At 59.7% G+C, this 24,574-nt stretch carries 25 protein-coding genes; 11 read left to right on the forward strand and 14 right to left on the reverse strand.

Annotated features, from left to right (window positions below; genetic code table 11):
- Genes AC070A_RS32260 through trbI form a run of 7 tightly spaced genes read left to right on the forward strand, consistent with a single transcriptional unit; the run spans position 1 to position 7,673 of the window.
- A complete protein-coding gene (locus tag AC070A_RS32260; protein ID WP_113133063.1) occupies positions 1–2,451 on the forward strand; it encodes a conjugal transfer protein TrbE in 2,451 nt (816 codons plus the stop codon).
- Positions 2,444–3,220 (forward strand): P-type conjugative transfer protein TrbJ, encoded by a 777-nt coding sequence (gene trbJ / locus AC070A_RS32265; protein ID WP_425989226.1) that lies wholly within the window; start codon positions 2,444–2,446, stop codon positions 3,218–3,220. The genes AC070A_RS32260 and trbJ overlap by 8 nt, the downstream gene beginning before the upstream one ends.
- A complete protein-coding gene (gene trbL, locus AC070A_RS32270) occupies positions 3,217–4,434 on the forward strand; it encodes a P-type conjugative transfer protein TrbL (protein WP_425989223.1) in 1,218 nt (405 codons plus the stop codon). Before trbJ ends, trbL begins: the two co-directional genes overlap by 4 nt.
- A gap of 24 nt (positions 4,435–4,458) precedes the next feature.
- Positions 4,459–5,121, forward strand: a complete 663-nt coding sequence (gene trbF / locus AC070A_RS32275) for a conjugal transfer protein TrbF (RefSeq protein WP_113133061.1) — start codon at positions 4,459–4,461, stop codon at positions 5,119–5,121.
- Between the two features lie 17 nt (positions 5,122–5,138).
- Complete coding sequence (gene trbG / locus AC070A_RS32280) at positions 5,139–5,948, forward strand: P-type conjugative transfer protein TrbG (RefSeq protein ID WP_113737549.1); 810 nt, start codon at positions 5,139–5,141, stop codon at positions 5,946–5,948.
- Between the two features lie 3 nt (positions 5,949–5,951).
- Positions 5,952–6,389 (forward strand): conjugal transfer lipoprotein TrbH, encoded by a 438-nt coding sequence (locus tag AC070A_RS32285; RefSeq protein ID WP_113133059.1) that lies wholly within the window; start codon positions 5,952–5,954, stop codon positions 6,387–6,389.
- Positions 6,390–6,398: 9 nt separating this feature from the next.
- Complete coding sequence (gene trbI, locus AC070A_RS32290; protein WP_113737548.1) at positions 6,399–7,673, forward strand: IncP-type conjugal transfer protein TrbI; 1,275 nt, start codon at positions 6,399–6,401, stop codon at positions 7,671–7,673.
- Positions 7,674–7,726: 53 nt separating this feature from the next.
- Here the strand turns inward: trbI and AC070A_RS32295 are convergent, their stop codons facing one another.
- Both AC070A_RS32295 and AC070A_RS32300 read right to left on the reverse strand, forming a co-directional pair.
- Positions 7,727–8,440: an autoinducer binding domain-containing protein gene (locus tag AC070A_RS32295; RefSeq protein WP_113479959.1), complete on the reverse strand. Its 714-nt coding sequence runs from the start codon at positions 8,438–8,440 to the stop codon at positions 7,727–7,729.
- A gap of 152 nt (positions 8,441–8,592) precedes the next feature.
- A complete protein-coding gene (locus AC070A_RS32300; protein ID WP_057251472.1) occupies positions 8,593–9,348 on the reverse strand; it encodes a response regulator transcription factor in 756 nt (251 codons plus the stop codon).
- A 613-nt stretch (positions 9,349–9,961) separates the two neighbouring features.
- Here AC070A_RS32300 and AC070A_RS32305 point away from each other — a divergent pair.
- A complete protein-coding gene (locus tag AC070A_RS32305; protein WP_113737547.1) occupies positions 9,962–10,720 on the forward strand; it encodes a response regulator transcription factor in 759 nt (252 codons plus the stop codon).
- A 1-nt stretch (position 10,721) separates the two neighbouring features.
- Positions 10,722–12,068, forward strand: a complete 1,347-nt coding sequence (locus AC070A_RS32310) for an amidohydrolase family protein (protein WP_113133054.1) — start codon at positions 10,722–10,724, stop codon at positions 12,066–12,068.
- Positions 12,069–12,079: 11 nt separating this feature from the next.
- Here AC070A_RS32310 and AC070A_RS32315 read toward each other — a convergent pair whose 3' ends face one another.
- The 4 genes from AC070A_RS32315 to AC070A_RS32330 all read right to left on the reverse strand — a co-directional run bounded on the left by AC070A_RS32315 (position 12,080) and on the right by AC070A_RS32330 (position 15,556).
- Positions 12,080–13,414 carry an MmgE/PrpD family protein gene (locus AC070A_RS32315; protein ID WP_113737546.1) on the reverse strand — a complete coding sequence of 445 codons (1,335 nt, stop codon included), beginning with the start codon at positions 13,412–13,414 and terminating at the stop codon, positions 12,080–12,082.
- A gap of 43 nt (positions 13,415–13,457) precedes the next feature.
- Positions 13,458–14,507 (reverse strand): ornithine cyclodeaminase, encoded by a 1,050-nt coding sequence (locus AC070A_RS32320; RefSeq protein WP_113737545.1) that lies wholly within the window; start codon positions 14,505–14,507, stop codon positions 13,458–13,460.
- 221 nt (positions 14,508–14,728) lie between these two features.
- Positions 14,729–15,040, reverse strand: a complete 312-nt coding sequence (locus tag AC070A_RS32325; protein ID WP_112997037.1) for a HigA family addiction module antitoxin — start codon at positions 15,038–15,040, stop codon at positions 14,729–14,731.
- A gap of 138 nt (positions 15,041–15,178) precedes the next feature.
- A complete protein-coding gene (locus tag AC070A_RS32330; RefSeq protein WP_162728181.1) occupies positions 15,179–15,556 on the reverse strand; it encodes a helix-turn-helix domain-containing protein in 378 nt (125 codons plus the stop codon).
- A gap of 147 nt (positions 15,557–15,703) precedes the next feature.
- Here AC070A_RS32330 and AC070A_RS32335 point away from each other — a divergent pair, with 147 nt between their 5' ends.
- A complete protein-coding gene (locus AC070A_RS32335; RefSeq protein ID WP_057251479.1) occupies positions 15,704–15,928 on the forward strand; it encodes a helix-turn-helix domain-containing protein in 225 nt (74 codons plus the stop codon).
- A 9-nt stretch (positions 15,929–15,937) separates the two neighbouring features.
- Here the strand turns inward: AC070A_RS32335 and AC070A_RS32340 are convergent, their stop codons facing one another.
- The 7 genes from AC070A_RS32340 to AC070A_RS32370 form a co-directional block, all read right to left on the reverse strand.
- Positions 15,938–16,792 (reverse strand): carbon-nitrogen hydrolase family protein, encoded by an 855-nt coding sequence (locus AC070A_RS32340; RefSeq protein ID WP_057251480.1) that lies wholly within the window; start codon positions 16,790–16,792, stop codon positions 15,938–15,940.
- Positions 16,789–17,439: an RraA family protein gene (locus AC070A_RS32345; protein ID WP_113479958.1), complete on the reverse strand. Its 651-nt coding sequence runs from the start codon at positions 17,437–17,439 to the stop codon at positions 16,789–16,791. The genes AC070A_RS32340 and AC070A_RS32345 overlap by 4 nt, the downstream gene beginning before the upstream one ends.
- A gap of 32 nt (positions 17,440–17,471) precedes the next feature.
- Positions 17,472–18,338, reverse strand: coding sequence for a TauD/TfdA dioxygenase family protein (locus tag AC070A_RS32350; RefSeq protein WP_112997034.1), 867 nt, complete (start codon positions 18,336–18,338; stop codon positions 17,472–17,474).
- A 113-nt stretch (positions 18,339–18,451) separates the two neighbouring features.
- The gene (locus AC070A_RS32355; RefSeq protein ID WP_113479957.1) at positions 18,452–19,534 is read right to left on the reverse strand and encodes an ABC transporter ATP-binding protein; all 1,083 of its coding nucleotides are present in this window, start codon (positions 19,532–19,534) and stop codon (positions 18,452–18,454) included.
- Entirely contained in the window at positions 19,531–20,334 is an 804-nt protein-coding gene (locus AC070A_RS32360; protein WP_057251484.1) for an ABC transporter permease, read from the reverse strand. Before AC070A_RS32360 ends, AC070A_RS32355 begins: the two co-directional genes overlap by 4 nt.
- Positions 20,331–21,113, reverse strand: coding sequence for an ABC transporter permease (locus AC070A_RS32365; protein ID WP_425989344.1), 783 nt, complete (start codon positions 21,111–21,113; stop codon positions 20,331–20,333). The genes AC070A_RS32360 and AC070A_RS32365 overlap by 4 nt, the downstream gene beginning before the upstream one ends.
- 130 nt (positions 21,114–21,243) lie before the next feature.
- Positions 21,244–22,275 (reverse strand): ABC transporter substrate-binding protein, encoded by a 1,032-nt coding sequence (locus AC070A_RS32370; RefSeq protein ID WP_255571501.1) that lies wholly within the window; start codon positions 22,273–22,275, stop codon positions 21,244–21,246.
- A 236-nt stretch (positions 22,276–22,511) separates the two neighbouring features.
- On the opposite strand from AC070A_RS32370, the gene AC070A_RS32375 reads away from it, so the two are divergent.
- Positions 22,512–23,201 (forward strand): helix-turn-helix transcriptional regulator, encoded by a 690-nt coding sequence (locus AC070A_RS32375; RefSeq protein ID WP_057251487.1) that lies wholly within the window; start codon positions 22,512–22,514, stop codon positions 23,199–23,201.
- 46 nt (positions 23,202–23,247) lie between these two features.
- On the opposite strand, the gene AC070A_RS32380 is transcribed toward AC070A_RS32375, so the two are convergent.
- Complete coding sequence (locus tag AC070A_RS32380; protein ID WP_492383675.1) at positions 23,248–24,507, reverse strand: flagellin; 1,260 nt, start codon at positions 24,505–24,507, stop codon at positions 23,248–23,250.
- Positions 24,508–24,574 lie beyond the last annotated feature (67 nt).

Here is a 24,574-nt window from a genome sequence, read left to right on the forward strand (position 1 = left end):
ATGGTCAATCTAGCGCGCTTCCGCTCGACCGAACCCTCCTTTGCCGATCTCGTGCCCTATGCCGCACTTGTCGACAATGGGGTCATCCTTTTGAAAGACGGCTCACTGATGGCAGGGTGGTACTTCGCAGGCCCCGACAGCGAGAGTGCCACGGACCTGGAGCGCAACGAAATATCGCGCCGGATCAACGCGGTTCTCGCTCGTTTGGGATCTGGGTGGATGATCCAGATAGAGGCGCTGCGGATAGACGCCGCCACATATCCGAGCGCCGACCGCTCGTATTTTCCCGATCCGATTACTCGCGCGATCGATGCCGAACGCCGGAAGCATTTCGAAAGGGAGGGGGCACATTTCGAGAGCCGCCACGGCCTCATCCTTACGCAACGTCCGCTCGAAGCAAATCGACGCGGGCTCGCGCGATATGTCTACGCCGACCCTGAAAGTCGTCAGAAGGGCTTCGCCGACGCGGCGCTTGATCTTTTTCGGACCCGTGCCCGCGAGGTCGAACAGTATCTCGCAAACTGGATCTCGCTTCGCCGCATGGCAACGCGAGAACTCGATCCAGGCAACGGAGCACGAAGACACCGCTTCGATGAGCTTTTCCAGTTCATTCGCTTTTGCATCACCGGGGAGAACCATCCGGTCAGATTGCCCGACATAGCGATGTACCTCGATTGGCTGGCAACAGCCGAGCTCCACCATGGTATCAACCCGATCGTGGACAATCACCACGTGGGCGTGGTGGCGATCGATGGGCTGCCATCGGAAAGCTGGCCCGGAATTCTGAACAATCTGGATCGCCTGCCGCTCAGCTACCGTTGGTCATCACGGTTCATCTTCCTGGATCCCGAGGAAGCTCGTGAACGCCTCGAACGCACCCGCAAGAAATGGCAGCAAAAGGTTCGCCCATTCTTCGACCAGCTTTTTCAGACGGACAGTCGATCCGTCGACCAGGATGCAATCGCCATGGTCGCCGAGGTGGAGGACGCGATCGCCCAGGCATCATCCGAACTGGTTTCCTATGGCTACTACACGCCCGTCGTCATTGTTTTTGGGGTCGACAGCGCTACTGTCCGCGACAAATGCGAGATGATCAGGCAAGCGATCCAGGCGGAAGGTTTCGGAGCGCGGATCGAAACGCTCAATGCGACCGAAGCCTATCTCGGCAGCCTCCCCGGCATCTGGTACTGCAATCTTCGCGAGCCATTGATCAATACGCGCAATCTTTCCGATCTCATGCCCCTCAACACGGTCTGGGCCGGGAACCCAACTGCACCATGCCCCTATCTGCCGCAGCAGTCGCCGCCTTTGATGCAGGTCGCCTCTGGCTCTACACCCTTCCGTCTCAACCTCCATGTCGATGACGTCGGCCATACGCTCGTATTCGGTCCGACGGGATCGGGAAAATCGACGTTGCTTGCACTGATTGCTGCGCAGTTTCGCCGCTACCTCGGAGCGCAGGTATTCGCTTTCGACAAGGGAAACTCGATGCTGCCCCTGACGCTTGGCGTCGGCGGTAATCACTACGATATCGGAGGGGAAGGGGAGGGGGCCGCTCTTTGCTTCTGCCCGCTTCTCGATCTGGAAGGGGAGGGGGACCGAGCATGGGCGAGCCAATGGATCGAGACACTCGCAGAACTGCAGGGCGCATCGATCGGGCCCGATGAACGCAATGCGATCTCCCGTCAAATCGAACTAATGGCCGGGTCCCCCGGACGGTCCCTGTCCGATTTCGTGAGCGGTGTTCAGCTCAAGGCGATCAAGGATGCTCTCCGGCACTATACGCTCGACGGTCCATTGGGCAGCCTCTTTGACGCCGAGACCGATACACTCTCGTTTGGTGACTTTCAGACTTTCGAGATCGAACAACTGATGAGCCTCGGCGAGCGCACCCTCGTTCCGGTACTCACATACCTCTTCCGCCGCATCGAGAAGCGACTGAGCGGCGCCCCGAGCCTCATCATTCTCGACGAGGCGTGGCTGATGCTCGGCCATCCGGTCTTTCGCGATCGTATCCGCGAATGGCTGAAGGTGTTGCGCAAGGCAAATTGCGCCGTGGTGCTTGCGACCCAGTCAATCTCGGACGCCGAACGTTCCGGCATCATCGATGTGCTGAGGGAAAGCTGCCCGACGAAGATATGCCTTCCCAATGCCGCCGCCCGCCAGCCGGGCGCCCGAGAATTCTATCAGCGAATGGGTTTCAACGAACGCCAGATCGAGATCATCGCGGCGGCGACGCCGAAGCGAGAATACTACGTAACCTCTCCGGAGGGCCGGCGCCTTTTCGATATGTCTCTCGGTCCGCTCGCGCTCGCCTTCACCGGTGCAACCGGCAAGGACGATCTCAAGCGCATTCGCGCGCTTCATCACGATCACGGCCGAAACTGGCCCACCCTATGGCTCAAATCGAGGGGGATTCCCGATGCGGAAACGCTTCTTGCAGATGACTGAGTTCGCGGTCCTGTCGCTCCTTGCGATGGCGGCAAGCAACTATCCGGCACGCGCTGGCGGGGCCACGGGTGCGGCCACCGAATGGACCCAGCTTGCCAATAATGCCGAGCTCATCAACCTGCTGGAAAAGTCCGGCGTCCAGATCGAGAACCAGGTAAAGCAGATCGGTCAGCTTGCCGAGCAGATCCAGAACCAGCTGAAGATTTACGACAACATGCTGCAGAACACCGCTCGCCTTCCGCACCACGCGTGGGGAAAGATCGAAGCGGATCTCCGTCGCCTACAACAGGTCGTCGATGGCGGCCGGGGAATATCCTTCTCCATGGGCAACGCCGATGACGTCCTGCGCCAGCGCTTCGCAAGCTACGCCGACTTCAAGACCGGATTGCCTGATGGGAGAACATTCTCGTCGCACTATCAGACATGGTCCGACACCAATCGCGACACCATCACCGGCACACTGAAGGCTGCGAACCTCACCGCGGCGCAGTTTTCGAGCGAAGAGGCGACGATGCGCTCGCTTCGTTCGCTCTCGGAAACCTCTGATGGGCAAATGAAGGCGCTTCAGGTCGGCCACCAGATAGCCGCCGAGCAAGTCGGGCAAATCCAGAAGCTGCGCGGCCTTGTATCCCAGCAGATGACGATGACGGCGACCTGGTACCAAAGCAACCAGACGGACAAGGATCTCGCCCAAGCCAGACGGGAGCGTTTTTTCGATGGGCCGGCCCAATTCGGTCCTGGAGGGCAGAAGATGGAGCTTCGCTGGTGAGCAAGTTCGACCTCAACACCTCTCCATTCAGCAACAATTCCGCCCAGCTAGCTCGGTCATTTGTCGTGATGTCCTGCCTACTGCTCGGCTCTGCCCTTGAGGTCCAGGCACAGGATGGAAGCGTCCTAACCGAACTCGAAAATCAGATCGCCGCCGCTGCCAAGGGGTGGGAGGCGCGGGTGCTTTCGGCCGCGCGATCTCTGTTCTGGATCCTCGCCGGTATCGAAGTGGCAATCGCTGCCGTGTGGCTTGCTCTACAGGCAGCGTCGCTCGACAGCTGGTTTGCCGAGCTCGTACGTCGAATCATCTTCATAGGCCTCTTCGCCTTCGCGCTCGAGCAAGGCCCTACCTTTGCAAAGAGCGTGGTCGACAGCCTCTTTCAGATCGGCGCCAGTGGTGGATCGGCCTCGCCGGCGGATATATTCGACGCAGGGATGCAAGTCGCTTCGCACATGTCGAAGCAGATCCAGTTCGGGCTTTTCGAAGACAATGCGCTGGCGATTGCGGCGGTCCTTGCAATGGTCGTGGTGGTGATTTCCTTCTCGCTCGTCGCGGCAATCTTCGTCGCCATCATGGTCGAGGCGTATGTCGGCCTCCTGGCCGGAATGATCATGCTGGGGCTCGGAGGTTCTTCCAATACGAAGGACTTTGCCGTGCGCTATCTCGTTTACGCGTTCAGCGTCGGGCTGAAGCTGATGGCGCTCGTGATGATTGCCCGGATCGGTTCGGAAGTGCTTTTGGGTCTCGCCAGCGCTCCGACTGGAGAAACACAGCAATTCGTCACGACGCTCGCCATCGCCGGCATCTCGGTCGTCGTCTTCATCATTGCGATCTACGTTCCAAACATTCTGCAGGGCGTCGTCCAAGGCGCATCGGTCACCGGCGGAATGGAGGCGATTCGACACGGCGGCCAGGCGGCTTCCTTTGCGACCGGCGCTGCGTTTCTCGCGGCCGGAGGGACGGCTTCCGGCTTTGCGGCGGCAAAGTCCGCCCGAGCGGCCGGTGCATCGGCTACGGCCTCAGCTCTTCACGGCATGAAGCATGGTGCCGCCGCCAGCGCGCAGGCAGCAGGTTCAGCGGCAAAGGACAAGGCAATCGGCGCGCCCGGCGCTCACGCCTCCTCCTTGATGGGCCTTGCCAACGACAAGCTCGACAACAAGGCCTCTGCCCACGGTAGAGGCAGGCGATCGCCGCCCGACCCTACAGACCACTGAAGCGCTCAAGGAGGATCATGATTGATGGCTGCCCGAGATGCCCCCGAGAACCCCTACATCGCCGCGCGCCAGGAGTGGAACGAACGCTACGGCTCCTATGTTCGATCAGCAATCGCCTGGCGCATCATCGGGACGACCGCCATGGCGATCTCGATCATCGGTTTCGGCTATGGGCTCTACCAGAGTTCGAAGGTCAAGCTCGTGCCCTACATCGTCGAGGTCGACAAGCTCGGAGCGGCCGTCAGCGCAGGCTTCCCCGAGCAGATTGACTACGCCGACCAGCGCGTTGTGCGTGCCTCGCTTGCAGGCTTCTTTGCCAGTTTCCGGTCCGTAACGCCTGACGCCGTCGTCCAGAAGCAATACATCGACCGAACCTATGCGCTGCTTCGGAACGCCGATCCGGCGACGGGCAAAGTGAACGCCTGGTTCCGGGACAATTCGCCGTTCGAAAGGGCGCGCCGCGCAACCGTCGCGATCGAGGTGAACAACGTGGTGGCGCTTTCGGACCAGACCTACCAGGTCGACTGGACCGAGTTCGAACGCGACCGGGCCGGCAAGGAGACCGGCGTGCGGCGGTTCCGCGGGATCGCGACGGTCACCCTGACGGCGCCACAGGATGAGGCGGTTATCCGTTTCAATCCAATCGGACTCTACCTCAGGGATCTCGATTGGACGGCGCAGCTTTGACGGGAAGGAGAAAAGTCGTGAGTTACGGTAGAGCAGCCTTGCTGGCACTGATTTTGGGTTCGTTGGTGCCGAGCGGAGCCGTTTACGGCGAAGCGATCACGACGAAGGAAGCGAACGCGGCCCGGCTGTCGGCAAAATGGCGGGCAGCTTCCGGCGTTACCACGACCGGACCCGATGGCAAGGTCATCTTCCTTTACGGCGCTAGCCAACCATCGATCGTGTGCTCCCCACTCCAGGTGTGTGACATCGAGCTCCAGGCGGGCGAGATCGTGCGTGACGTGCTCGTTGGCGATACCGTTCGCTGGAAGATTGAGGCGGCGACATCTGGCGCCGCCGGCGGGCAGGCGATCCATCTCGTGATCAAGCCGTCCGAACCTTCGATAACAACGTCCATGGTGGTGACGACGTCGAGGCGCACCTACCATATCCAGCTGAAGTCTCATCCGACCCATTACATGGCGCGCGTCGGCTTTGCCTATCAGGAGGACAGGTCCGCGAGCCTCGCCGATGCCAATGCCCGGCTGGAGGCGGGCGCCGGAAGCGTCCCCGCCGAACGGCTCGATTTTACCTATTCGATCAACGGTCGAGCCCGCTGGAAACCGACACGGGTCTATTCGGATGGACAGAAAACCTACATCCAGTTCCCGAAGTCGATCGCCAGCCAGGACGCGCCAGTCCTCTTCGTTGTTTCCGGCGGCCAGAACAGGGTCGTCAATTACCGAATGAAGAGCGGGGTGATGATCGTCGATTTCGATGTTGAGCGCGCAGTTCTCGTCTCGGGCGTCGGATGGCGCCAGGAGAAAGTCACGATCAGAAGGGGAGGGTAGGTGATGAGGGGTCTTGCTGCGCCCATTCTCGTCGCAGTCCTTGTGAGTGGTTGCCAAGGTGGCGCGCCTTCGCCGACGATTGACGCGCTTCCTCAAGAAATCTCGATGAGTGCCGAAACAGCAATTGCCGGCGATATGGCAAGCCGCTTCGTCGAAGCGATGGGAAACGAGAAGCCACCTTCGATCTCTGTGTCCCCAGGCGACCGATCGGGCGAAGCGCTCGAAACTGCACTCAAGCTCTGGGGGTACCCGGTGCTCGCCAAAGAGGAACAGGCTCCGGCGAAAAATCCGGCAACTGAGGTCACCTATGGCAGCACGGCGTTCGAAGATGTCGTTCTCGTGCGGCTATCGACACCTGAGGTTACCCTGACGCGCGCTTACCGGACGAGTCCAGCAGGTGCTCAGCCCGCGACACCGCTCGCCGTCACGCGTCATCGATAGGAACCTGTCATGGCTCAATCGCTGCAGCTTTCTCACACCCCGAAACACATTCGCAGGGTCAATCGGCTACCGCTCTTTGTCGCGGGCGCGATGATGATCATTTTCTTCGCCGTCATCGTCGCCGGCCTCACCTCGCGAGGAATCGGACACCGAACCGACATTGGGGCGGAGGTGTCCTCAGGCGGTTCGGCATCATCCTTTGCCGAAAGCATCAAGCGGGGCGTCGCCGACGGCATCATCGCCGAACCGCTGGAGACAACGCGCACTGGAGGCGTTGCGGCCGAGCCTTCAACCGAGGTGCCTTCGTCGGACGTCCAAGCTGCCCCCGAGAAGACGTCGCTTCCGGCCTACGCTGCTGAAACCAGGAGCCAGGGGAATGAAGATGATTGGTTGGACCAGTTCCAGCGTGAACGAAAGGAACAGCTTCTTCGTGAGCGCCATCGGCAGGACATGGCGAGACTTCAGGCAAGAGACGCAGCCCTCGACTCTCCTCTCACCGTTGAGATCAAAGAAGGGGCGGAACCCACGAAGATGGAGAGCGCACCAAGCAGCAATATGCCCGCATCTCGTAATCCCGCAGAGGTCCTGGCAAGAGCGCTCGAGGGCAAGGAGGCAGATCCCAACCTCCAGGCATCCAAGGAGGCCTTCTTCAACTCTGACATCAAGGAGCTTGGATACTTGCCAAAGGGGGTCATTGCCGCGCAATCGCCTTTCGAGCTGAAGCGAGGCTCGGTTATTCCCGCAACGTTGATTACGGGCATAAACTCCGACCTCCCGGGTCGTATCTCGGCCCAGGTCAATCATCCGATCTATGACAGCGCCACCGGTCGCCATCTCATCATTCCCCAAGGCACCAAGCTCTTCGGCCGTTACGACGCCGAAGTCGCTTTCGGGCAGTCACGGGTGCTGGTGGTCTGGACCGACCTCATCTTTCCGAACGGTTCTACCTTGCAGATCGGCGGGATGGCCGGCACCGACGCCGAAGGCTATGGCGGCTTTAAGGACAAGGTCGATCGACATCTCCTTAGAACCTTTGGCTCCGCAGCGCTCGTCGCCTTGATCGGCGCGGGTATCGATATGTCACTTCCAACCGACCAGCGCGACAGAGGGCGCGATACGGCCTCGGACGCCGCCCGTCGCAGTTTTGCCGAGACCTTCGGCAGGGTGGCCGAACGGACAATTGCAAAAAACCTCGACGTGCAGCCCACGCTCAGCATCAGACCGGGCTACGTCTTCAACGTCCTCGTCGACCAGGATATCGTCTTTCCCGGCGCCTATCGATGAGATTGGCCAAGACAGGCACGTCCAGCTGCGGCAGCATTCCCATACGCTTGGTTTCAGATCAGCAAGCGCCGGGTGGCGGCCGCGGTCGCTTGAGACAGCTTGCAGACACCGAGCTTGTCCATGGCTCGCTTGAGATTGCGGCGCACACACGAATAGGTGATATCGAGTATGTCGGCGATCTCCAGCATCGTCTTTCCCTCGGACGACCACTTGAGGCAGGCGAGCTCCCGAGCGTTTAGCGCTGGCGTGCAATTGCTTTCCAGATGTTCCATGTTTCGCATCCTTGAGTGTAGGAAGGCTGCGGCAGTTATGCCGAGCCCGGTTATCTCGCCGGCAATGCAGCCGCGCGCACTGCTCAGTGACGATGATGTGAAGGTGAGGATGGCGAACCGTCCGAAACCGGCCGATACCGATACCGACAGCCCCGTCTTCAATCCGAAATCGGCAGCCTCCGTGTAGAAGCGCCGCAACTCCCGGCAAACTCTTGGCCGCACGTCGTCGACAGACCAGCGGAAGACCTGGGTTCCGCGCTTGGCTGTCGTCACTACCGGGTCGAGCGTCACATAGGAACGCGCAAAGTAGAGCCGCTGCCATTCAAGCGGATAGTCGGTGGCCACGAAATTATCGTTCGGATGGGCTCTGAAATAGGCATAGTGATCAAACCCGGCAGCTCCTGCCAAACGCGCAAGAGACTTGTTGATCGTGCTTGACGATGACTGGACCTGACAGAGGTCTATCACTCGTTCAAAAATGCGTCGTTCGTTCATGCGATTTCACCTCCGGCGCGTATTGGTCGGATTGAGCCTTTCGCAGGCGGGCAACGACACACGGTCTAGATGCAGGCGCCTTCGCCTGCAATCCATTGTAACACTGTCGCAACAAAACTTAACATTTCGCGGGGACGGTTCACCGGGCTAAGTCATTCAATTTCCACGGTGTGTGCCAACAGGTAGCCGCCGAGCCTCACCGTCTTCACATAGGTCGGCTCATCCGGATCGGGCTCTATCTTTTGCCTCAGACGCCGGACATGCACGTCAATGCTGCGCTCCGATGGACCGGCAAGCCCAAAGCGAGTAGCCTCAAGCAATTCCTCTCGCGAGAGGACCTTTCCAGGGTTGCGAGCAAGAGCAAGCAGGATATCGAACTCACCGGCGGTCAATGTCCTCGTCTGCCCATCGCGGTCGTGGAGCGTGCGTTTACCCGGATCTATGCGCCAGCCGTCAAACATCAATACTCGCGTATCCTCGACACGAGCCCTAGCGGAGCTGGCACGGCGCAGGAGGCTGCGCAACCGGGCAAGCGTGGCGTCTTCTTCGCCAACCCTCAAGACACAGGCATCCGCACCGGCGTTTAGTCCTTCGACAACGATGCTGTCATCGTGTCTGTCAACGATAAGAACGAGCGCAATGTCGCTCACAAAACGAACCTGCCGGCAAAACTGGAGGGATGCGGCAGATGGCAGTTTTCCCTCAACCACAAGCAGGTCAAACCTCCGGATTTTTAAGAGCCGAAGGGCCAGTGTGGCGTTGGTGAGGTGGATGTCGTAACCGTGGCCGATGAGAAGGGAGGCAAACCGACGACGCGTTTCCTCATCGTCGATCACTGCCAGAACGACTTTTGAACGGCCGGCGATCCGCTTATATTTGGACAACGAAACTCCCTGCAAAGTCGGCATGGGCATTGATTGCCATGCAACCTCTTGGGGAGCTAACGCCGCAAACGGGTCTGCTCAAGGCACAGAAATGCCCCTTAACGGTATCGCCCTTTTGAAACGCGAGCTCGATTGACGCGCATCGCCGGCCCGTGGCGGGAGGCCGACGCACGTTGTCCCCCGCCGGTTATAATGTTTTCGCGAAAACCTTATAACTCTCCAATTCTTTCGGCGCGCCACCATTGGCGAGCTCTTCGCGACATGCAATTGGCAACGAACCACACGCCCCCGAAGCGAAACGCGGACAAATGTGACACGCCGTACGTTCTCCTGGCGTTCGGCATTTGGGGCGCTCCGTCAGCCGATCATCGTTCTGCCTATCAATAGCTCCGTGTTCCGGGTTCGGCATCGCGCTCCTCCTTCAATGCCACCCAATGATGGACCCGCCCGCCGGAAGCCTCCAATTGAGCAGGCGCTGCATTCATATGGCCCGACGATCAGTCTTCCTTGCGAAGGGATCACGTCCGAATCGTCTGCAACAATTCTTAATAGAACTTCGAGCCGCAGACCTTGAGAGCGAAACCTGTGCGTGCAATCATTCGACATTGCGTCAAGCACCGCGACCGGGAGGCAAGCGATGCCTACCGCCGAAAACGGACCCTTGATCGTGGTCAGCTCGCGTGACGCGGGCTTCAGCCTCACCCATCGCCACATTCTCGCGGCAGCGGGATACTCCACTGATCTGTCGCTCGGCGCCGAAGACTTCGCATCGATCACGGTCGGAAGATCGGTCGAGGCCGTCCTGCTCGATGCCGCGGATGCAGGTGTCGCTGGCTTCTGCCAAGGCCTTAAGCAGGACACCTCAACAAGATCGGCTGCTATCATAGCACTGCTGCGAGCCAAGGCGGCCGTTGCACTTCCGGCACTCATCCGCGCCGGTGCTGACGACGTGTTCGTCTGCCCGGTTGAACCGCAACGCTACCTCGACGCGCTCAAGCACCATCTGTCGGCATTGGACGATACGCGCGCCAGGACTGGATTACTCCATGCCGGCGGACTTGCGGTCGACCCTCAAAGCCACCGCGCCACCTGGCGTGGAGAGCAGTTTCATCTGGGCCTTCTCGAATTTCGACTGCTCGGGACATTGATCGGGGGAGCGCACAAGGTTCACACGCGGCGTGAGCTGATCGAACAGGCCTGGCCGCGCGGGATCTTTGTCGATCCTCGAACTGTCAACGTTCATGTCGCCAGGCTCCGAAAAGCGCTAATCACCACGACCGGCTACGACTGGATCCGCACCGTGCGCGGCGTCGGCTACGGACTGGCGCCGCTTGCTCCTGGCTTCGACCATCCCTCGGATTACCACCCGCTCACCGATTTGCGACTGGAGGCATGACATGGACATGGTCATCGTCAATGGCAGCTTGATCACCGGAGACGGGATCACCTTTCTTGAAAAGGCCAGCGTCAGGATCAGAGGAACGAAGATCGTCGACGTGACGCCTTACCAAGTGACGGCAAACGAGGGGGACCGGATTATCGACGCGGGCGGAGCAGTTGTTTTGCCCGGCATCATCAATGCTCACGCACATGGCTGCATCGCCGGCCCTTCCATGCCATCCGGATCGCTGCCACTTTCAGCGCAGGACATCTCCTATCAACGCAACCGCCATCTGCTAAGCGGCACGACGACGCTTCTCAACGTTTGTGGTCTCGCTACTCCAGATGAAATCGGATCCGGCGCGCTTGCGTCCCACGCGTTGGACGTTCAGGTTTCGACGGCCCACACCCCGAGCAGCCTCGGGGCTGCCCGTGTCTCGGACGGAGCGGGGCTGTCGGCGCACCACCTCTCTGCCACCATCGACGACATGCTTGCGCGCGGCGCAAAAGCGCTCGGAGAAGCCGGCGGTGGTCAGACGCTCGGCGGTGGCGCCCAAGACTACCGATATCTGCCGCAAGCCATAGAGCAGGCAACCGGTGTCACCATTCACCCGAAGATCGCCCGATTGTTCAAGGAGGCGGTCCTCGGACGAAGGCTGGATGGCGCAGCGGCCGCTTCGAACGATGGGCTCGAAGCGCTCCTCGACCAATACGCCCTTATTGGCCATCTGACTGCCGCGCAACTCCGCGGGATCGTCGTTGAGACCGTCATGCCGCCGGTTCACCTTGCGATGAGGGGGCTTTCCGAGATCGCCGCCCAATCCGAACGTGTCGGAATGGCGGCGATATTCCACAACGCCGCGCCGACGGCTGCAACCCTCGTGCAGTTGGCCGAAGCCTATCCCCGAGCCCGGATGATCGCCGGGCATTCGAACCACCCGATGTTCCTGCCTGAGGAAGCTCTGACAACGGCAAGGTTGCTGAAGGAACGGGGTGTGACGATCGACGTGTCGACGCTCGACTGCATCACGACCCGATGGCGCAACGGCCCCGAAAACCTTGATCTTCTTGCGACCGAAGGGGTGATCGACACCTTGTCGACGGACTATGCCGGCGGCGATTGGGATACAATCCTTTCGGCGATCCAACGCATGATCGCCAAGAAGCAGATGCCGGCACCGCGCGCCGTGGCGCTTGCAACCGGCAACGTCGCCAAGGCAATCCCCGAACTTGCCGGCGACCGTGGATTGATCGAAAAGAGCAAGCAAGCAGACATCGTCATCTGCGACGCCCATAACCTTGCCCGTGTACGTCATGTGATCGCTAAGGGGCGCCTGGTCATCGAGAATTGCCGCATTCTTTGACGTCCGGCGTGTTAGCGAAGCGCCATGAGCAGCCCGGAGCCATGGTCATCGGGCATATCGAGAACGCCACCAACGATCTGGCGCTGCCGCTCGGGCGTAAGTACCCGACGGGTTACGCGGAGGAACTTCTCCTCGATTGCTTCGAACGACATCGGATGTTTCGGATCGCCAAGCGGGCCGAGGATCTCAGAGCACAATCGCCGAGAGGACGTCGATATCGTGACACGCGCAAGCGTCTCGACCGGGAACAGCGCATCGATCTCGTCGTTTATCGATAGCAGTACCTTCTCGGAAAACGTTGAAAGGTCCTCGCGCCCAAGGAGATCTTCCCCGAGGGGCGCCAGTGCATCACGCCCCTCGATCGCGGCGATCGCGATGCAATAGGGCAGGCTGTACTGCATGTCGACGAGGGTGGTTGGCCGACGCTTGTTGCCAAGTTTCAGCGCCCAGCCGAAGGTTTCGACTTCGACGCATTTGATGTCGCTTGCATCAATCTCGCTCCTGTCGACAAGCATAAGGAACGCATCCAGCGCGGCATGGATATAGCGGCAGCAGGCGTAGGGCTTGAAATAGGTGCCGACGAGGTGAGATCGCTCCCCGAGGTCAGCCACGATCGTTTGCCGGTTGTAGTAGTCAGGATGATCAAAAACATCAGTTGGGCCGGAGTGCCCGCCGATCGCCAGCTGGACGGCGGCGAGCCCGAGGGTTGCACTCCAGGCGATGCCCTCCTTCACGTCATTACCCGTCAGTTGTGAATAGCCCGAGCTGCCATTGGCCTGCTGGTTTGGCGCAAGCACCGCGGCGATGGCGAGCGCATGGGCGACCTGATCCTCGCGGCAACGCAATAGTCGCGCAGCTGCCGCCGCCGCTGCGACCGACGCCCAACGCCCGGTCTGACGGGTCGCGATCATTTTCGGCATTTGCGCCGACGCGATACACACACCGACGTCATAGCCAACGGAAATCGCCGAAATCAAATCGTTTGCCCCGGCACTCGTTTCGGGAAGCAGCGTCAGAACCGTGGGTATGACTGCCGCCCCCGGATGCCCACGCGCCAGCCGATGTCCGTCGTCGAGATCGAGCGCAGATGCGGCCGCAGCGTTGGCAAATACGGCGCCTGCGAGCGAAGCCGTCTGTCCCGTCGCCCAGATGGAACTCGAACCAGCCCCCATAAGTGCACGCGCTGTCGCTCTGACGGCAGTCGGACCCGGCATGTCCCGGCCGGCGATTGCCGCGCCAACAAGGTCAAGCACGCACTTCAGGGCCATGTTCCTGTCGTCACAGCTCGGCTGACGGCGTGACGTCACCAGAATGTGCTCGGCAAGAACTTCTGTGATCAAGGGCAACGTGGCCTCCCGGCAGCGGGTCTGAGCTTGGCGAGCCAGTTATCTAAACGCGTCGCTTCAAGAGCTTTTCCCAAGTCGCTTCTGCGACATAGAGATCGAGCATCGGGAGCCCGACGCAGGTCACGCAAACGGGTCCGGGGCGGGAATCTTGCCAGCCGGTTGGTGCCGACAACTCGCCAATTCCAAGCAGCGGGCCAGCCGTCTCAAGGCTCATGTCCCTGCGTGAAAAATAAAGCGAAACGCTCTGAGAGTTTCGACGGGAAACGGTCTTCAAGTCGTCGCAGATGACAGTGCCGGTGCGAAGAGCACGCTTCAAATAGGCCTCAGGGATCTCGTCGCCGCCGAGGTGGAGGGTCGCAGCATCCCTTGCAAGCTCATGATCCTCGAATATCGGTTCGCGCGCATTCGTTGCCGTGACGACAAACGCACATTCGGAAAGCGCGGAATTATCCTCCACCGGAACCAAGGCAATCGGTGTGGACGACGCTGCCGCCTCCGCAAACCGGGCGGCACTCTCCGGAAATCGGCTTCGAATAAAGATGCGCTCTATGCGCTCCGCACCCGTCAACGAAAGGCAGTCGATGACGCTTCTTGCGACCGGGCCGGCACCAAAGAGAAAGACCGATATCTTCATTGGCGTCTCGACGAAGGTCTCCAGCACCAACGAGGCGTAGGTTCCCGTCCGCGCGGCCGAAAGCGCGGTTCCATCGAAGATGGCAACGGGCCTGAGCGTCGTCTTGTCGAGAAGTAGGTAGGTCGAGGTCGACCGGGGCAAGCCGCGCCGACGGTTGAATGCATTGGCGCCGATAATCTTGACGCCGCCAAACCGAGGATTGACACTGTAGAGGGATGAGAGCTTCCACCCCAACCGTTCCGCAGCGAAAGATTCACGCTGTGCAATAAATTCGGGCATCGCCCAGAATTCGTCCTCGGGCAGAGAAAGAACGGCCTTTCCACCGACCGACGAGCCGCGTCGGATGTCGCGCCACGCTGTCTCGACCGCTTCGTGCGTCTCGGCTACAGACAGCTCCGCACCAAGATGGCGCAGTTCCTCGGTAGATACGACATTGAGGACGGGTTCGTGCAAAGTCATGCTCGCCTCCCATAGATGAAGAGCCGAGCATACGGGAATGGCTGAGGCGGCGAGGCGAAGGTTTGGAGAATGCTTGAACACGCAGGTGACGTGACGGTCAGAGCACGAAAAAGATTCGGAGACAGTACGGAAAAGTACCGGATCTGGATTGGTTCGAGCAGATTGGAACTGCGCGAGCGCTCACGGCGCGCCAGTCACCTTTGTCGATCGTACGTCGCCGCCTATGAAGCGAGGGCGTATTCCGGATCTATTTCGGGAATTGCCGCAAGGTCCTTCTCCAACGCCGCGGCCTCAATCTTGAGATCATAGCTAGCTTGCAGGTTCATCCAGAATTCAGGACTTGTGCGGAAAAACTTAGCCAACCGCAGTGCTGTATCTGTAGTTACAGCAGTCTGTTCATTCGCTAGGCGCCCAATACGGGTGCGAGGAACGTTCAGCTTCTTGGCGAGCGCTCCTGCGCTCATGTGGTAAGGGAAGAGGTACTCCTCGCGAAGGATTTCGCCCGGATGTACCAGGGGTAGTATACTTGTCATCGTTCGGTCTCCTTCATACCGATCTTAGTGGCAGTCGACGAACTCGAGATTGTCGACGCCACAAGTTTCAGAATGTCTGCTGGGAATCCTTTGGGAGCTTTCCCACTTGCCAGCCCGAGAATAATGGTTCCTGCCATTTCAGAGCGGCTGGCTACACACTTCGATCAATGCGAGCAATGAACGACGCACTGCCGCGGACTTGATACGCTGAAAGGCCGTGTTAAGGGCGTTTCCCTCTTTCGTCACAAGAAAAGCGGCCAATTCGGCCAGTTCCCGACTTGCCGTGGTGTCGAAGTGAGCCTCGTCACGATCAACAAGGAAGGCAACCGGAACATCGAGGGCGACGGCTATGGCGGCAAGACGGCTTGAGCTGATCCTGATGCGGCCGTTTTCGTATTTCCGGATCAGCTGGACCGAAACGTCGAGGTGCATTGCGAGATCCTGCTGCCGCATGCCGATCTTGCGCCGAAGCGTGCCGATGCGGCGCCCCACTTCCACATCGACGTCGTTCGGCATTTGCGATTGCTTGCTCATTCGCCCCCAAACAAGCCCTCGGCCGAAGCGAACCCGCTGATCTTCAAGTAGCTCCGCCCTTCCGCATCACATGCGTTTACATATTATAGTTGATAAACTCAAAGTTTCAGGCCTGCCATCAGAGAGCGCATGGATATGCGCAAATTGGTCGGCCGGAATTTTGCCCGCCTGCGTCGGGAGAAGGGACTGACGCAGGAGGACGTTGCCGCGTCAGCCGAGATCAGCCAGCAATATGTCAGCGGTCTGGAGCGCGGTGAGCGCAACCCGACGATCCAATCACTCTACAAGATCGCTCGGGCGCTTGGGGTCAGCCACATGGACCTGGTCAGGCCCGATGGTGACGCCGATACGTGACCACATCGATCAGCGCTGGGCCTTGCGGACCGCGAGTTGCACATTCTGCAGATCGACCCGGTGAGTTGCCATCGGAATAAGGCTGCGTACCGCGGTAATGCAGGTCGGATCGATTTCGACTTCAAGGACGCCAACCTCATCGCCCGCCTCGGCCACAACCTTTCCCCAGGGATCACACACCATCGAATGTCCGTGCATGTCACGTCGCTCTCCGGCAGGCGTTTCGTAGTGCCCGCATTGACCGCAGGCCACGACATAGGCCTGAAACTCGATCGCACGGGCACGGCAAAGCACCTCCCAATGATCCTTCCCCGTCTGCCTGGTGAAGGCAGCGGGTAAAACGAAGATGTCGACGTTCTCCTGGGCCAGGCGGTCGAACAGCCGGGAGAAGCGAAGATCGTAGCAGATGCAACAGGCAATCCTGATGCCGCCGATCTCGTAGATCAGAAGGCTATCACCCGCAGCGACTGTCTCCGACTCGTTGTAGACCTTTCCATCAGGGGCCACGATGTCGAAGAGGTGGATCTTCCTGTAGAGACCGATCTCGTTGCCATGGGCGTCGAATACCACACTCGTGTTGTGGATCCGTTTGGAACCGACCCTGGTTTCGAGCAAGCTGCCCGCGTGGATTGCGACGCGGTTTCGCGCAGCAAAGCTCTGGACCAGCTTGTAGGCCGCGCCGCCTGGCACATGATCGGCTGCCGCGCGCTTCTGCACCGCCGTGCCCCCGGTCCAATCGAAATGCTCCGGCAACACGATGAGATCCGGTCTCCCCGAGAGGGCTTGCTGCATGAGTTCTTCGGCCTGCCGCAGGTTTGCAGCGCGATAGGGTTGGGAGTTCATCTGGATGAGTGCGATTTTCATGATTGGAGTTCCGGCTGGAAGTCGAAGATGGAGTGGCCTGCCGCAAGGTGCCGACGCACGGCGATTGAATTCTGCTGGCGCGCGATCGCGGCGCGCGCCAGCGTGAGCATGCGGTCGCGCGGCGCGACGAACACGCCTTCCCTGTCGGCAAGGACCGCGTAGCCCGGCAGAACCGCGGCTCCGCCGCAGGCGACCGGTTCGTTGATCGAACCGCCGATCGAGATGCGCCGATTGGTGGTCTTTGAGGAGATCCCGCGGCACCAGACCGGCAGGCCCAATGCCGCGATTTCCTCGGCGTCGGTGCAGGGACCGTCGATGACGACGCCGACGGCGCCCCTGGCCTTCACCGCAGTTGCGACCCCGCCACCGACACAGGCGATGTCGTCATGATCAACCCGCGCAATGACGAGAAAGTCACCGGGCATCAGGAGGTCGATGGCTCGGTAGATCACCGTGCCATCCCGCCCGGGAGCCGCGACGGTAACGGCCGAACCCGCCGCGCTTGCCGGAAACACAGGCAGGACCCCATTGCTGACGAAGCCGACATGTTCGACATGGCCGATCGTGGCGGTTTCGGCCTTGCCCATCAGTGTGATGAGTTCCTCGGGAAGGGGAGGGTGACTGTGATTGATCCGGTAGTGCGGCATCTTCTCTGACCTCCTGATGATCGTTCTTGAGGTCAGACTGGCCGTTCGCCTGATGTGGTGGTGCGATGCATGATGCGGATCGAGTTCGGGTCGAACCCGTCCCGTCGATGCATCGTGCAACGGTTGTCCCACATCATGATATCGCCGACATCCCACTGCTGGACGAAGACCTCGCTGGTCGTGGTGGTGTGTTGCCAAAGCTCGGCGAGAAGGGACTCGCTCTCGTCGAGCGGCATGCCGACGATCCACGCGCCTTCGGACGTTCCACCGAGATAGAGCGACTTGCGCCCGGTTTCGCCGTGAAGGCGAACGAGCGGATGAACGATCCCGCTCCATTCGCGGAAATCGCGGGTCTTTGGTGCGGACTTGCCAAGCCGGAGCTTGCCTGTCTTGTCGTAGACGTTCTGGAAGAAGATCTGCCGTCCATCGACCGCTTTCTTCAATGCCTCCGGCAAGGTCTCGTAAGCACGGTAGGAGGAGAGGAAGTAGGTGTCACCTCCGGTCGGTGGCACGGCGACCGCGCGCAGGATGGCGCCCGCCGGCGGCCGCTCATAGAACCAGGTGTCCGTGTGCCATGTGGCCTCGCTGTTGCCCATGGCGCCGCTCGGCTTGCCGTCCGTCATCGCATTGCTGATGACCAGGATTTCCTTGTGGGTCGGATGACCACCCTCCTGCAGCTGCTTCGGATGGATCACGAATTCCCCGAAATGGCGTGAGAACGCGACTTGCTGGGCGTCGCTCATGGACGTCTTCTTGAAGCGCAGCACGCCGTATTGAAGCCAATAGCGCCGGACGGCGTCGATGTCCTCCTGGGTGTAGTTGTCGAAGTCGAAACCCTCGATGTCGGCGCAGACATTCGTTTCATGCTGAACGGCACGAAGCCTCTGTTTATCAAGCATTTTCATCTCCTTTAAAGCGACCTCTTGAGGTCGCAACGATCGTAGGATGCAAGGTTCCAGTGGTTCCAATAACGATGCTTTCGGATTGATCGCCCCACCCTATGGATCACTTGTCACGCGCTGAGGGCCTGGATGTCGGCGTCGTCGATACCCAGGCGAATGGAGTCACCCAGTTTCGGGGGAACGCTCGCGCGGGTCGCGCGAAGCAAGACGTGGAGATGCACGTCCGAGCCGAGATCGGCGTCAATTTCGAAGGCTGCCCCGAGGTTGACGACACGCCGCACGGTTCCGTCGAGACGATTGGCGAACTCATCGCCGCCGGCGCCAGGAGGAAGGACCGCGATGCTTTCCGGGCGTATCGAGCAGTATCGGACCTCAGCCGAGGGCTCGGTGTTGCGGGCCTTCAGGATTACTCCTTCTCCGACCCTCAATTCGAGATGCGCTTGCCCCGTCGCCGTGGTCTGCACGGCAAGGATATTGGATTTGCCAATGAAATCGGCCACGAAGCGTGAGTTCGGTTCGCGGTAGAGGTCAGCCGGCTGTCCCTGCTGCGCAATCGCCCCTTGCCACATGACCACCACCCGATCGGACATCGCCATGGCCTCCTCCTGATCATGGGTGACGTAGACGAAAGTCATCCCGAGTTGCTGCTGAATCTCCTTCAGTTCGATCCGCATCGCTTCCCGGAGCTTCAGGTCGAGATTCGAGAGCGGCTCATCGAGAAGCAGGACAGACGGACGGGGCGCGATCGCCCGGGCAAGTGCTACCCGCTGCTGCTGACCTCCGGAGAGCTCGCGCGGATAACGCTCGCCCATGCCTTCGAGGTGAACGCTGCGAAGCGCGCTCTTGACGGTCGCGGCAGCTTCCTCCCGCCGGCCCCCCTTCATCTTCAAGCCAAAGGCAACGTTCTCAGTGACCGTCATGTGCGGAAAGAGTGCATAGTTCTGGAACACCAGACCGATGTTGCGGCGTTCCGGTGGTACGCGGACCTGGCTTCGCCCCTTGATGCGAATGTCACCGCGGGAGGGGGCGGTGAAGCCGGCGATCATGTTGAGTGTGGTCGTCTTCCCGCAGCCCGAAGGGCCGAGGATGCTGACGAATTCGCCTTGAGGAATAGCGAGGTCGATATCCCTGACGACAGCCATGCTGGCGTAGGACTTGCTGACCGAGACGAGTTCGATGTCGAGTGCATTCATTTGCTGCCACCATGGAGTTGCGCGGAGAACCCGCCGATCTTTTCAAAGAGGAAGATGACCGTCAGGATGAAGGCCATCGACGCGACGTTCACCGCCGCCAGCACCGGATCGAGGCTGTATTCGAGGTAGTTGATCACTGTGATCGGCAACGTGCTGTCGCCGGGTCTGACCAGGAAAACCGAAAGCGGGATGTTGTTGAATGAGATGATGAACGCGAAGGTCACGCCTGACAGAACCCCGGGCTTGATCATCGGCAGCACCACCAGCCGGATGCGTTGAAGCTTGTTCGCTCCAAGGATCTGGGCCGCCCGATCGAGGTTAGCATCGAAATTGGCGAGCGACGTCGCCACCATGCGGGTCACGAAGGGTAGGGCGAGCACGACGTGCGCGGCGATCAGTGCCGGAGTGCCGAGAAACCCCTGAAGCCCGATCATCGAAAGGAAGAGCACGATTGCAACGCCCTTGACGATCTGCGGCACCGAAAGCGGGGACAGGAGGTAGGACATCAGGCCGTCGCTGCCCGGAATACGCTCGTAGACGACCGCATAAGCCGCGAACAATCCAAGCACGCCACTGATCGCCGCGACGACCGTCGCAATTCTGAAGCTCGCAAGGAACGGGTCGAGCCAGCGGCTTGACCAGAGATCCGCATACCACCGGCCGGTCCACTCCCAGGGCTGTAGCGTGACAGCCGATGTCGGGCTCAACGACGCCGCGACGACCACGATGAGCGGCAGGGTGATGAAAGAGAGGACTGCGCCAAGCGAAACCCAGTAGAGTATGGAAATAAGCCTGTTCATCTTTCACCTCCCGATGAGACAGAGGCCCGCGACCTGCGGCGGCTTTCGTAGCGAACGCCGACGAACGAGATGGCCAGCATCATGAGGAGCAGCGCCATCGCCATGACTGAAGCGAACGGCCAGTCGATGTAGAAGAGGACCTGCTCGTAGATCATCGTCGCCAGCACCTTGAAGCCCGCGCCGCCGAGAAGAGCCGGCGTGGCATAGGCGCTAGCCGACATGGTGAAGGCTATCAACATCGAGCTGACGATCCCCGGCACGGAAAGGGGCAGTACGATCGTCCGGATCACCGCCAGCCTCGAGGCGCCGAGCATCTGCGCTGCCCGCTCGAGGTTCGGATCGATGCCCTGAATGCTCGTCATCAGCGAAAGGATGCCGAAGGGCAGAACGACATGCGTCAGGCCGACGACGACGGCAAAGAGGTTCTTCGACAAGGGAAGCGGCGAGGTAATGAGGCCAAGATGGAGGAGCAAATCATTGATGAACCCCCGATCTTCCAGGATGATCAGCCAGCCGTAGGTTCGAAGCACGACGCCGGCGAGTTCCGGGGCAAGCGCAAGCGCGAACACCACGGCCCGCCAGCGCGTCGTCGACCGCGCCAGGAAGTAGGCGACCGGATAGCCGAGAACGGTTACGCTGATCGCGACCAGCAAGGACATCAAGGCAGTGCGACAGAAACCGGCAAGCGAAAGGCCATCCGTGAAGAAGCGCTGATAGTGTTCGAGGGTAGGGGATAACGTTTCCGTCTGAGCAAAGCTCATTCCGATCATCATTCCCATCGGCAGCGCAAAGAACACCGAGAGCACCAGGAGTGACGGCGTAAGCGCCGCGATCGGAAACCACTGTGGAGGGTGCCGGCGTCGGGCCGGCGGATGCAAGTCGAGAGCAAGGCTTTTCATGAGTGTCCCTTCAACGGGCGTTGGGAACGACGTCGCGTTCCCAACGTTCCGCCCAATCCGGCAGTTTTTCCTGAAGTCGCAGCAGATCGGGCAGGTGCAGAGGTTCGTTGTCAGATCCACGCGTGAGTTGGCGGTCTTTCAGCTCGTCGGGCACGGAAATATCGCTGCGCGCGCTACCGACCCTATATCCCGCGACCCATGCTTCCTGGCTCGACTTTTCGAGGAAGAAATCGATGAACTTCCGGGCGGCCTCCTTGTTTGCAGCGCCGACTGGAATGTTGAGGGTTGCGACAAGTGGAATGGTCCCTTCCTTCGGCCGAACATAGTCGACCGGCAGGCCCTCATCGACCATCAGCTGCGCGCGGCCGTTCCAGAAGGGCATGGCCCAGACGGAGCCTTCGCGCAGATAGCTTTCGAGAATGGCCGAGGATTGCTCAAACCCCACCGATTGGGCAGACACCTTTGCCATGGCGTCAAATCCAGGACCGACATTGTCGATAAGATCGCCTCCGTTCGTGACCGACATCATCTCGAGCAGATAGACGGCCATGATGTTCTGAAAGGTGGGGAGGATGACCCGCTTCTTGAGTTCGGGCTCGAGCAATGCAGACCAGGAGACAGGCTCTGTGGCGAGCTTGTCCGTGCGGTAAAGGAGGGAAAGGTATTGGACCTCGTGCACTGCTCCGCAAGGTCCCGCGACCGCCGCTAGATCGGCTTGAAGGGCGTTGAGGTTCGGGATCGACGCCGGCGTCAGTTTCTCGAGCAGGCCATCCTTGCATCCTTGAAGTGACTGTGATGCCGTCATGACGACCAGATCGAACCCAGGCCGGCCCTTGGTAGCCTTGATCTTGGCGTAGTCCTGCTGGGCAGATCCGACGGCATCATAGACGACGTCGATACCGGAGCGTTTCTCGAAGGGTTCGATGATCCGCTCCCGGATGATGTCCTCGTATGGGCCTCCATAGCTGTTGATGACTAGCGTTTCGGCCCCCGCCGATCCGGTACCGATGCCCGAAACTGTCAGGCACAAAGACGCAAGCAAGCGTTTCGCTCCCACGGTGTCTCTCCCATTCGTTGAAAACAGAACGAATGGTGCCCCCCGGGAGTCCATGGGTCTAATCGGCGATCCCTAGGATTAATGTCCTAGGCATATTAATTCATCACATGCGCTGTGGTCTGAAGGGAGCCTTTCGAAGGCGTCTCAGGGTACTTTTCCCTATTGCGGCTGCTCTGCTTTAGATTGTATTTCGTATGATAATTTCACTGGCAAGCATGGCAATGGCGAGAGAAACACCCTTCAGCGCAGTCGCACGCAAGATGCTCGACAACTGGCTTCAGACCGACCCCGAGCAGCCGACTTCACCAGAAATTGTATATCGCGACATCGTCGACATGCTGTCGATAAAAATGCGCCTGACCGTGTTCACTGTTGAAGGCAACGACCCGAAGCGATGGTTCATGAAAGCCATCCGGCATTCCGGCTTCACGTCCCGCATTCTGAACATCAACAAGATATTTTCCGACGCCTACATCGGTGATTTCAAGGATCAGAGCTACATGGAAGAGGCCGTTATTCCGCGGCTCCAGCAGGTCGTATCCAGCCAGCAGCCTTCCATGGAGCTCGTCAAGACGCGTCTTTTCGGCGTCAACGTCGGCTATGATCGCATCCTGCTACCCCAGCGAAACATCGATCGACCAAAGTGGATCATTTCGTCCTCCTATGCTCAGTTCCTGCTCAGTCCGCCACGACGGCTCGAACAAATGGACGTCGCTGACGAAGCGATCATCCAGCTGCTGATAGAGGGCGCGACCGCAAAGGAAATCGCCGCCGCACTTTCAATCTCCCATCGCACCGTCGAACACCGTCTGGAGCGGATGAAGGAAAGGTTTGGAGCCAGGAACACGGTCCATCTCGTGGCCATGCTGATCGCCACGCACATCGAACGCGGGCACAGCATCGCACCATAATGATTGTCTGGTGCAAGGCATCAGGTGTAGGCAGGAGAACTCTGGATCACCTGAACAATTGCAGGATCGCTTCGCTGTTGTTGTTGGCAATATGCAGCGACTGGATCGCAAGTTGCTCCTGCGTCTGAAGCGCCTTGAGCCTTGTCGACACCTGGTTCATGTTGGCATCGACGAGGCGGCCGATGCCCTTGTCGATGGTGTCAATAAGCTTGTTTGCGAATTCCGAATGCATGTCGATGCGTTGCTTGAGGGCGCCAAGAACGGCCGCACCGTCGACCACCCGCTGTCCCGACACTTCGATGTAGTTCATATAGTGGTCGACCAGGTCAGGGTTCCGCTCGATGTCGATGTTGAGGAAGTTGATAGCTGGAAGCGGCTCGATGCTGACGACGATGTCCGAAAACCCCGCGCGCGTTCCGGCGCCCCACTTGCGATCAACCAGAGGGTCTGACTTGACGATGATCTTGCTCGGATCGGCGCTCGAGACTTGGATGACCGTGTCCGGCCAGTCCGCATCGAGCAGGGACCGCAGCAGGGTTACCATCTCGTCGGCCGTTTCGATGGCACCCGTGTCCTTTCCAAGAAGGTTGTTCACGTATGTCCGGTCAAAGGAGTACAATTTCGAGGGGGCACCGTTTATCGCAAATTGAAAACTGACCTCGACGCCGTCAGGGGTGTCGCCGTCCATATGGAGCGTAAATGGGTCGAATTGCAGCGACAGCGCTGACCCTCTTTCACCGTAGTTGGATTTTTGTATCAGACCGCCCGTGCTGACCCCGATGCTGCTCAGATTGACAATCTCGACGTAGGAGCCGTTTCCGTGCGTCTGGAGCGTTGCAATGCTCATAAGGACGTCGTCGTGAATCCAGTTGTTCGAGCCCGGTGGCTGATAGTGGCCATAGTTTGCGCTGACAGACGCTCCTTCCGGATTTAGCAGCGTATTCAGCAAGCCGGCGAACTGGGTGTTCGTGGAGATGATGCCCCCAAGACTGGCGTCATAGGCGTCAACCTGCGCTTTGGTAATCGTTATTGTCTTCGTGTATCCAGGGTAGTACGGGCCCGGGAGATCGCGAAGCTCTGCGGTGATCCCGGTATCCCCCGAGGGGTCGTATTCCCTGTCCAGGATGATATCGAACTTGATTTCAGCGCCCGGGCTACTGAAATCCAAGGGCGATCCATTTGAAAAATCAAAGGAGAAACTTCCCGCCACCCCGGCATTCCACCTTGGGTTCATCCAGCTCGATCCTGTTTCGGTGTAGTAGATCGTGGACGAACCGCTTTGAGGATAAACAGTGTCGTACCTCATGCCCCCGATTGTCTTGACGTCGCGAGGATCGGCCTGGAGCAAACCTCCGCCTGTGGTGTTGAACAGG

This window comes from Ensifer sp. GW101-20A05, from assembly GCF_059424735.1.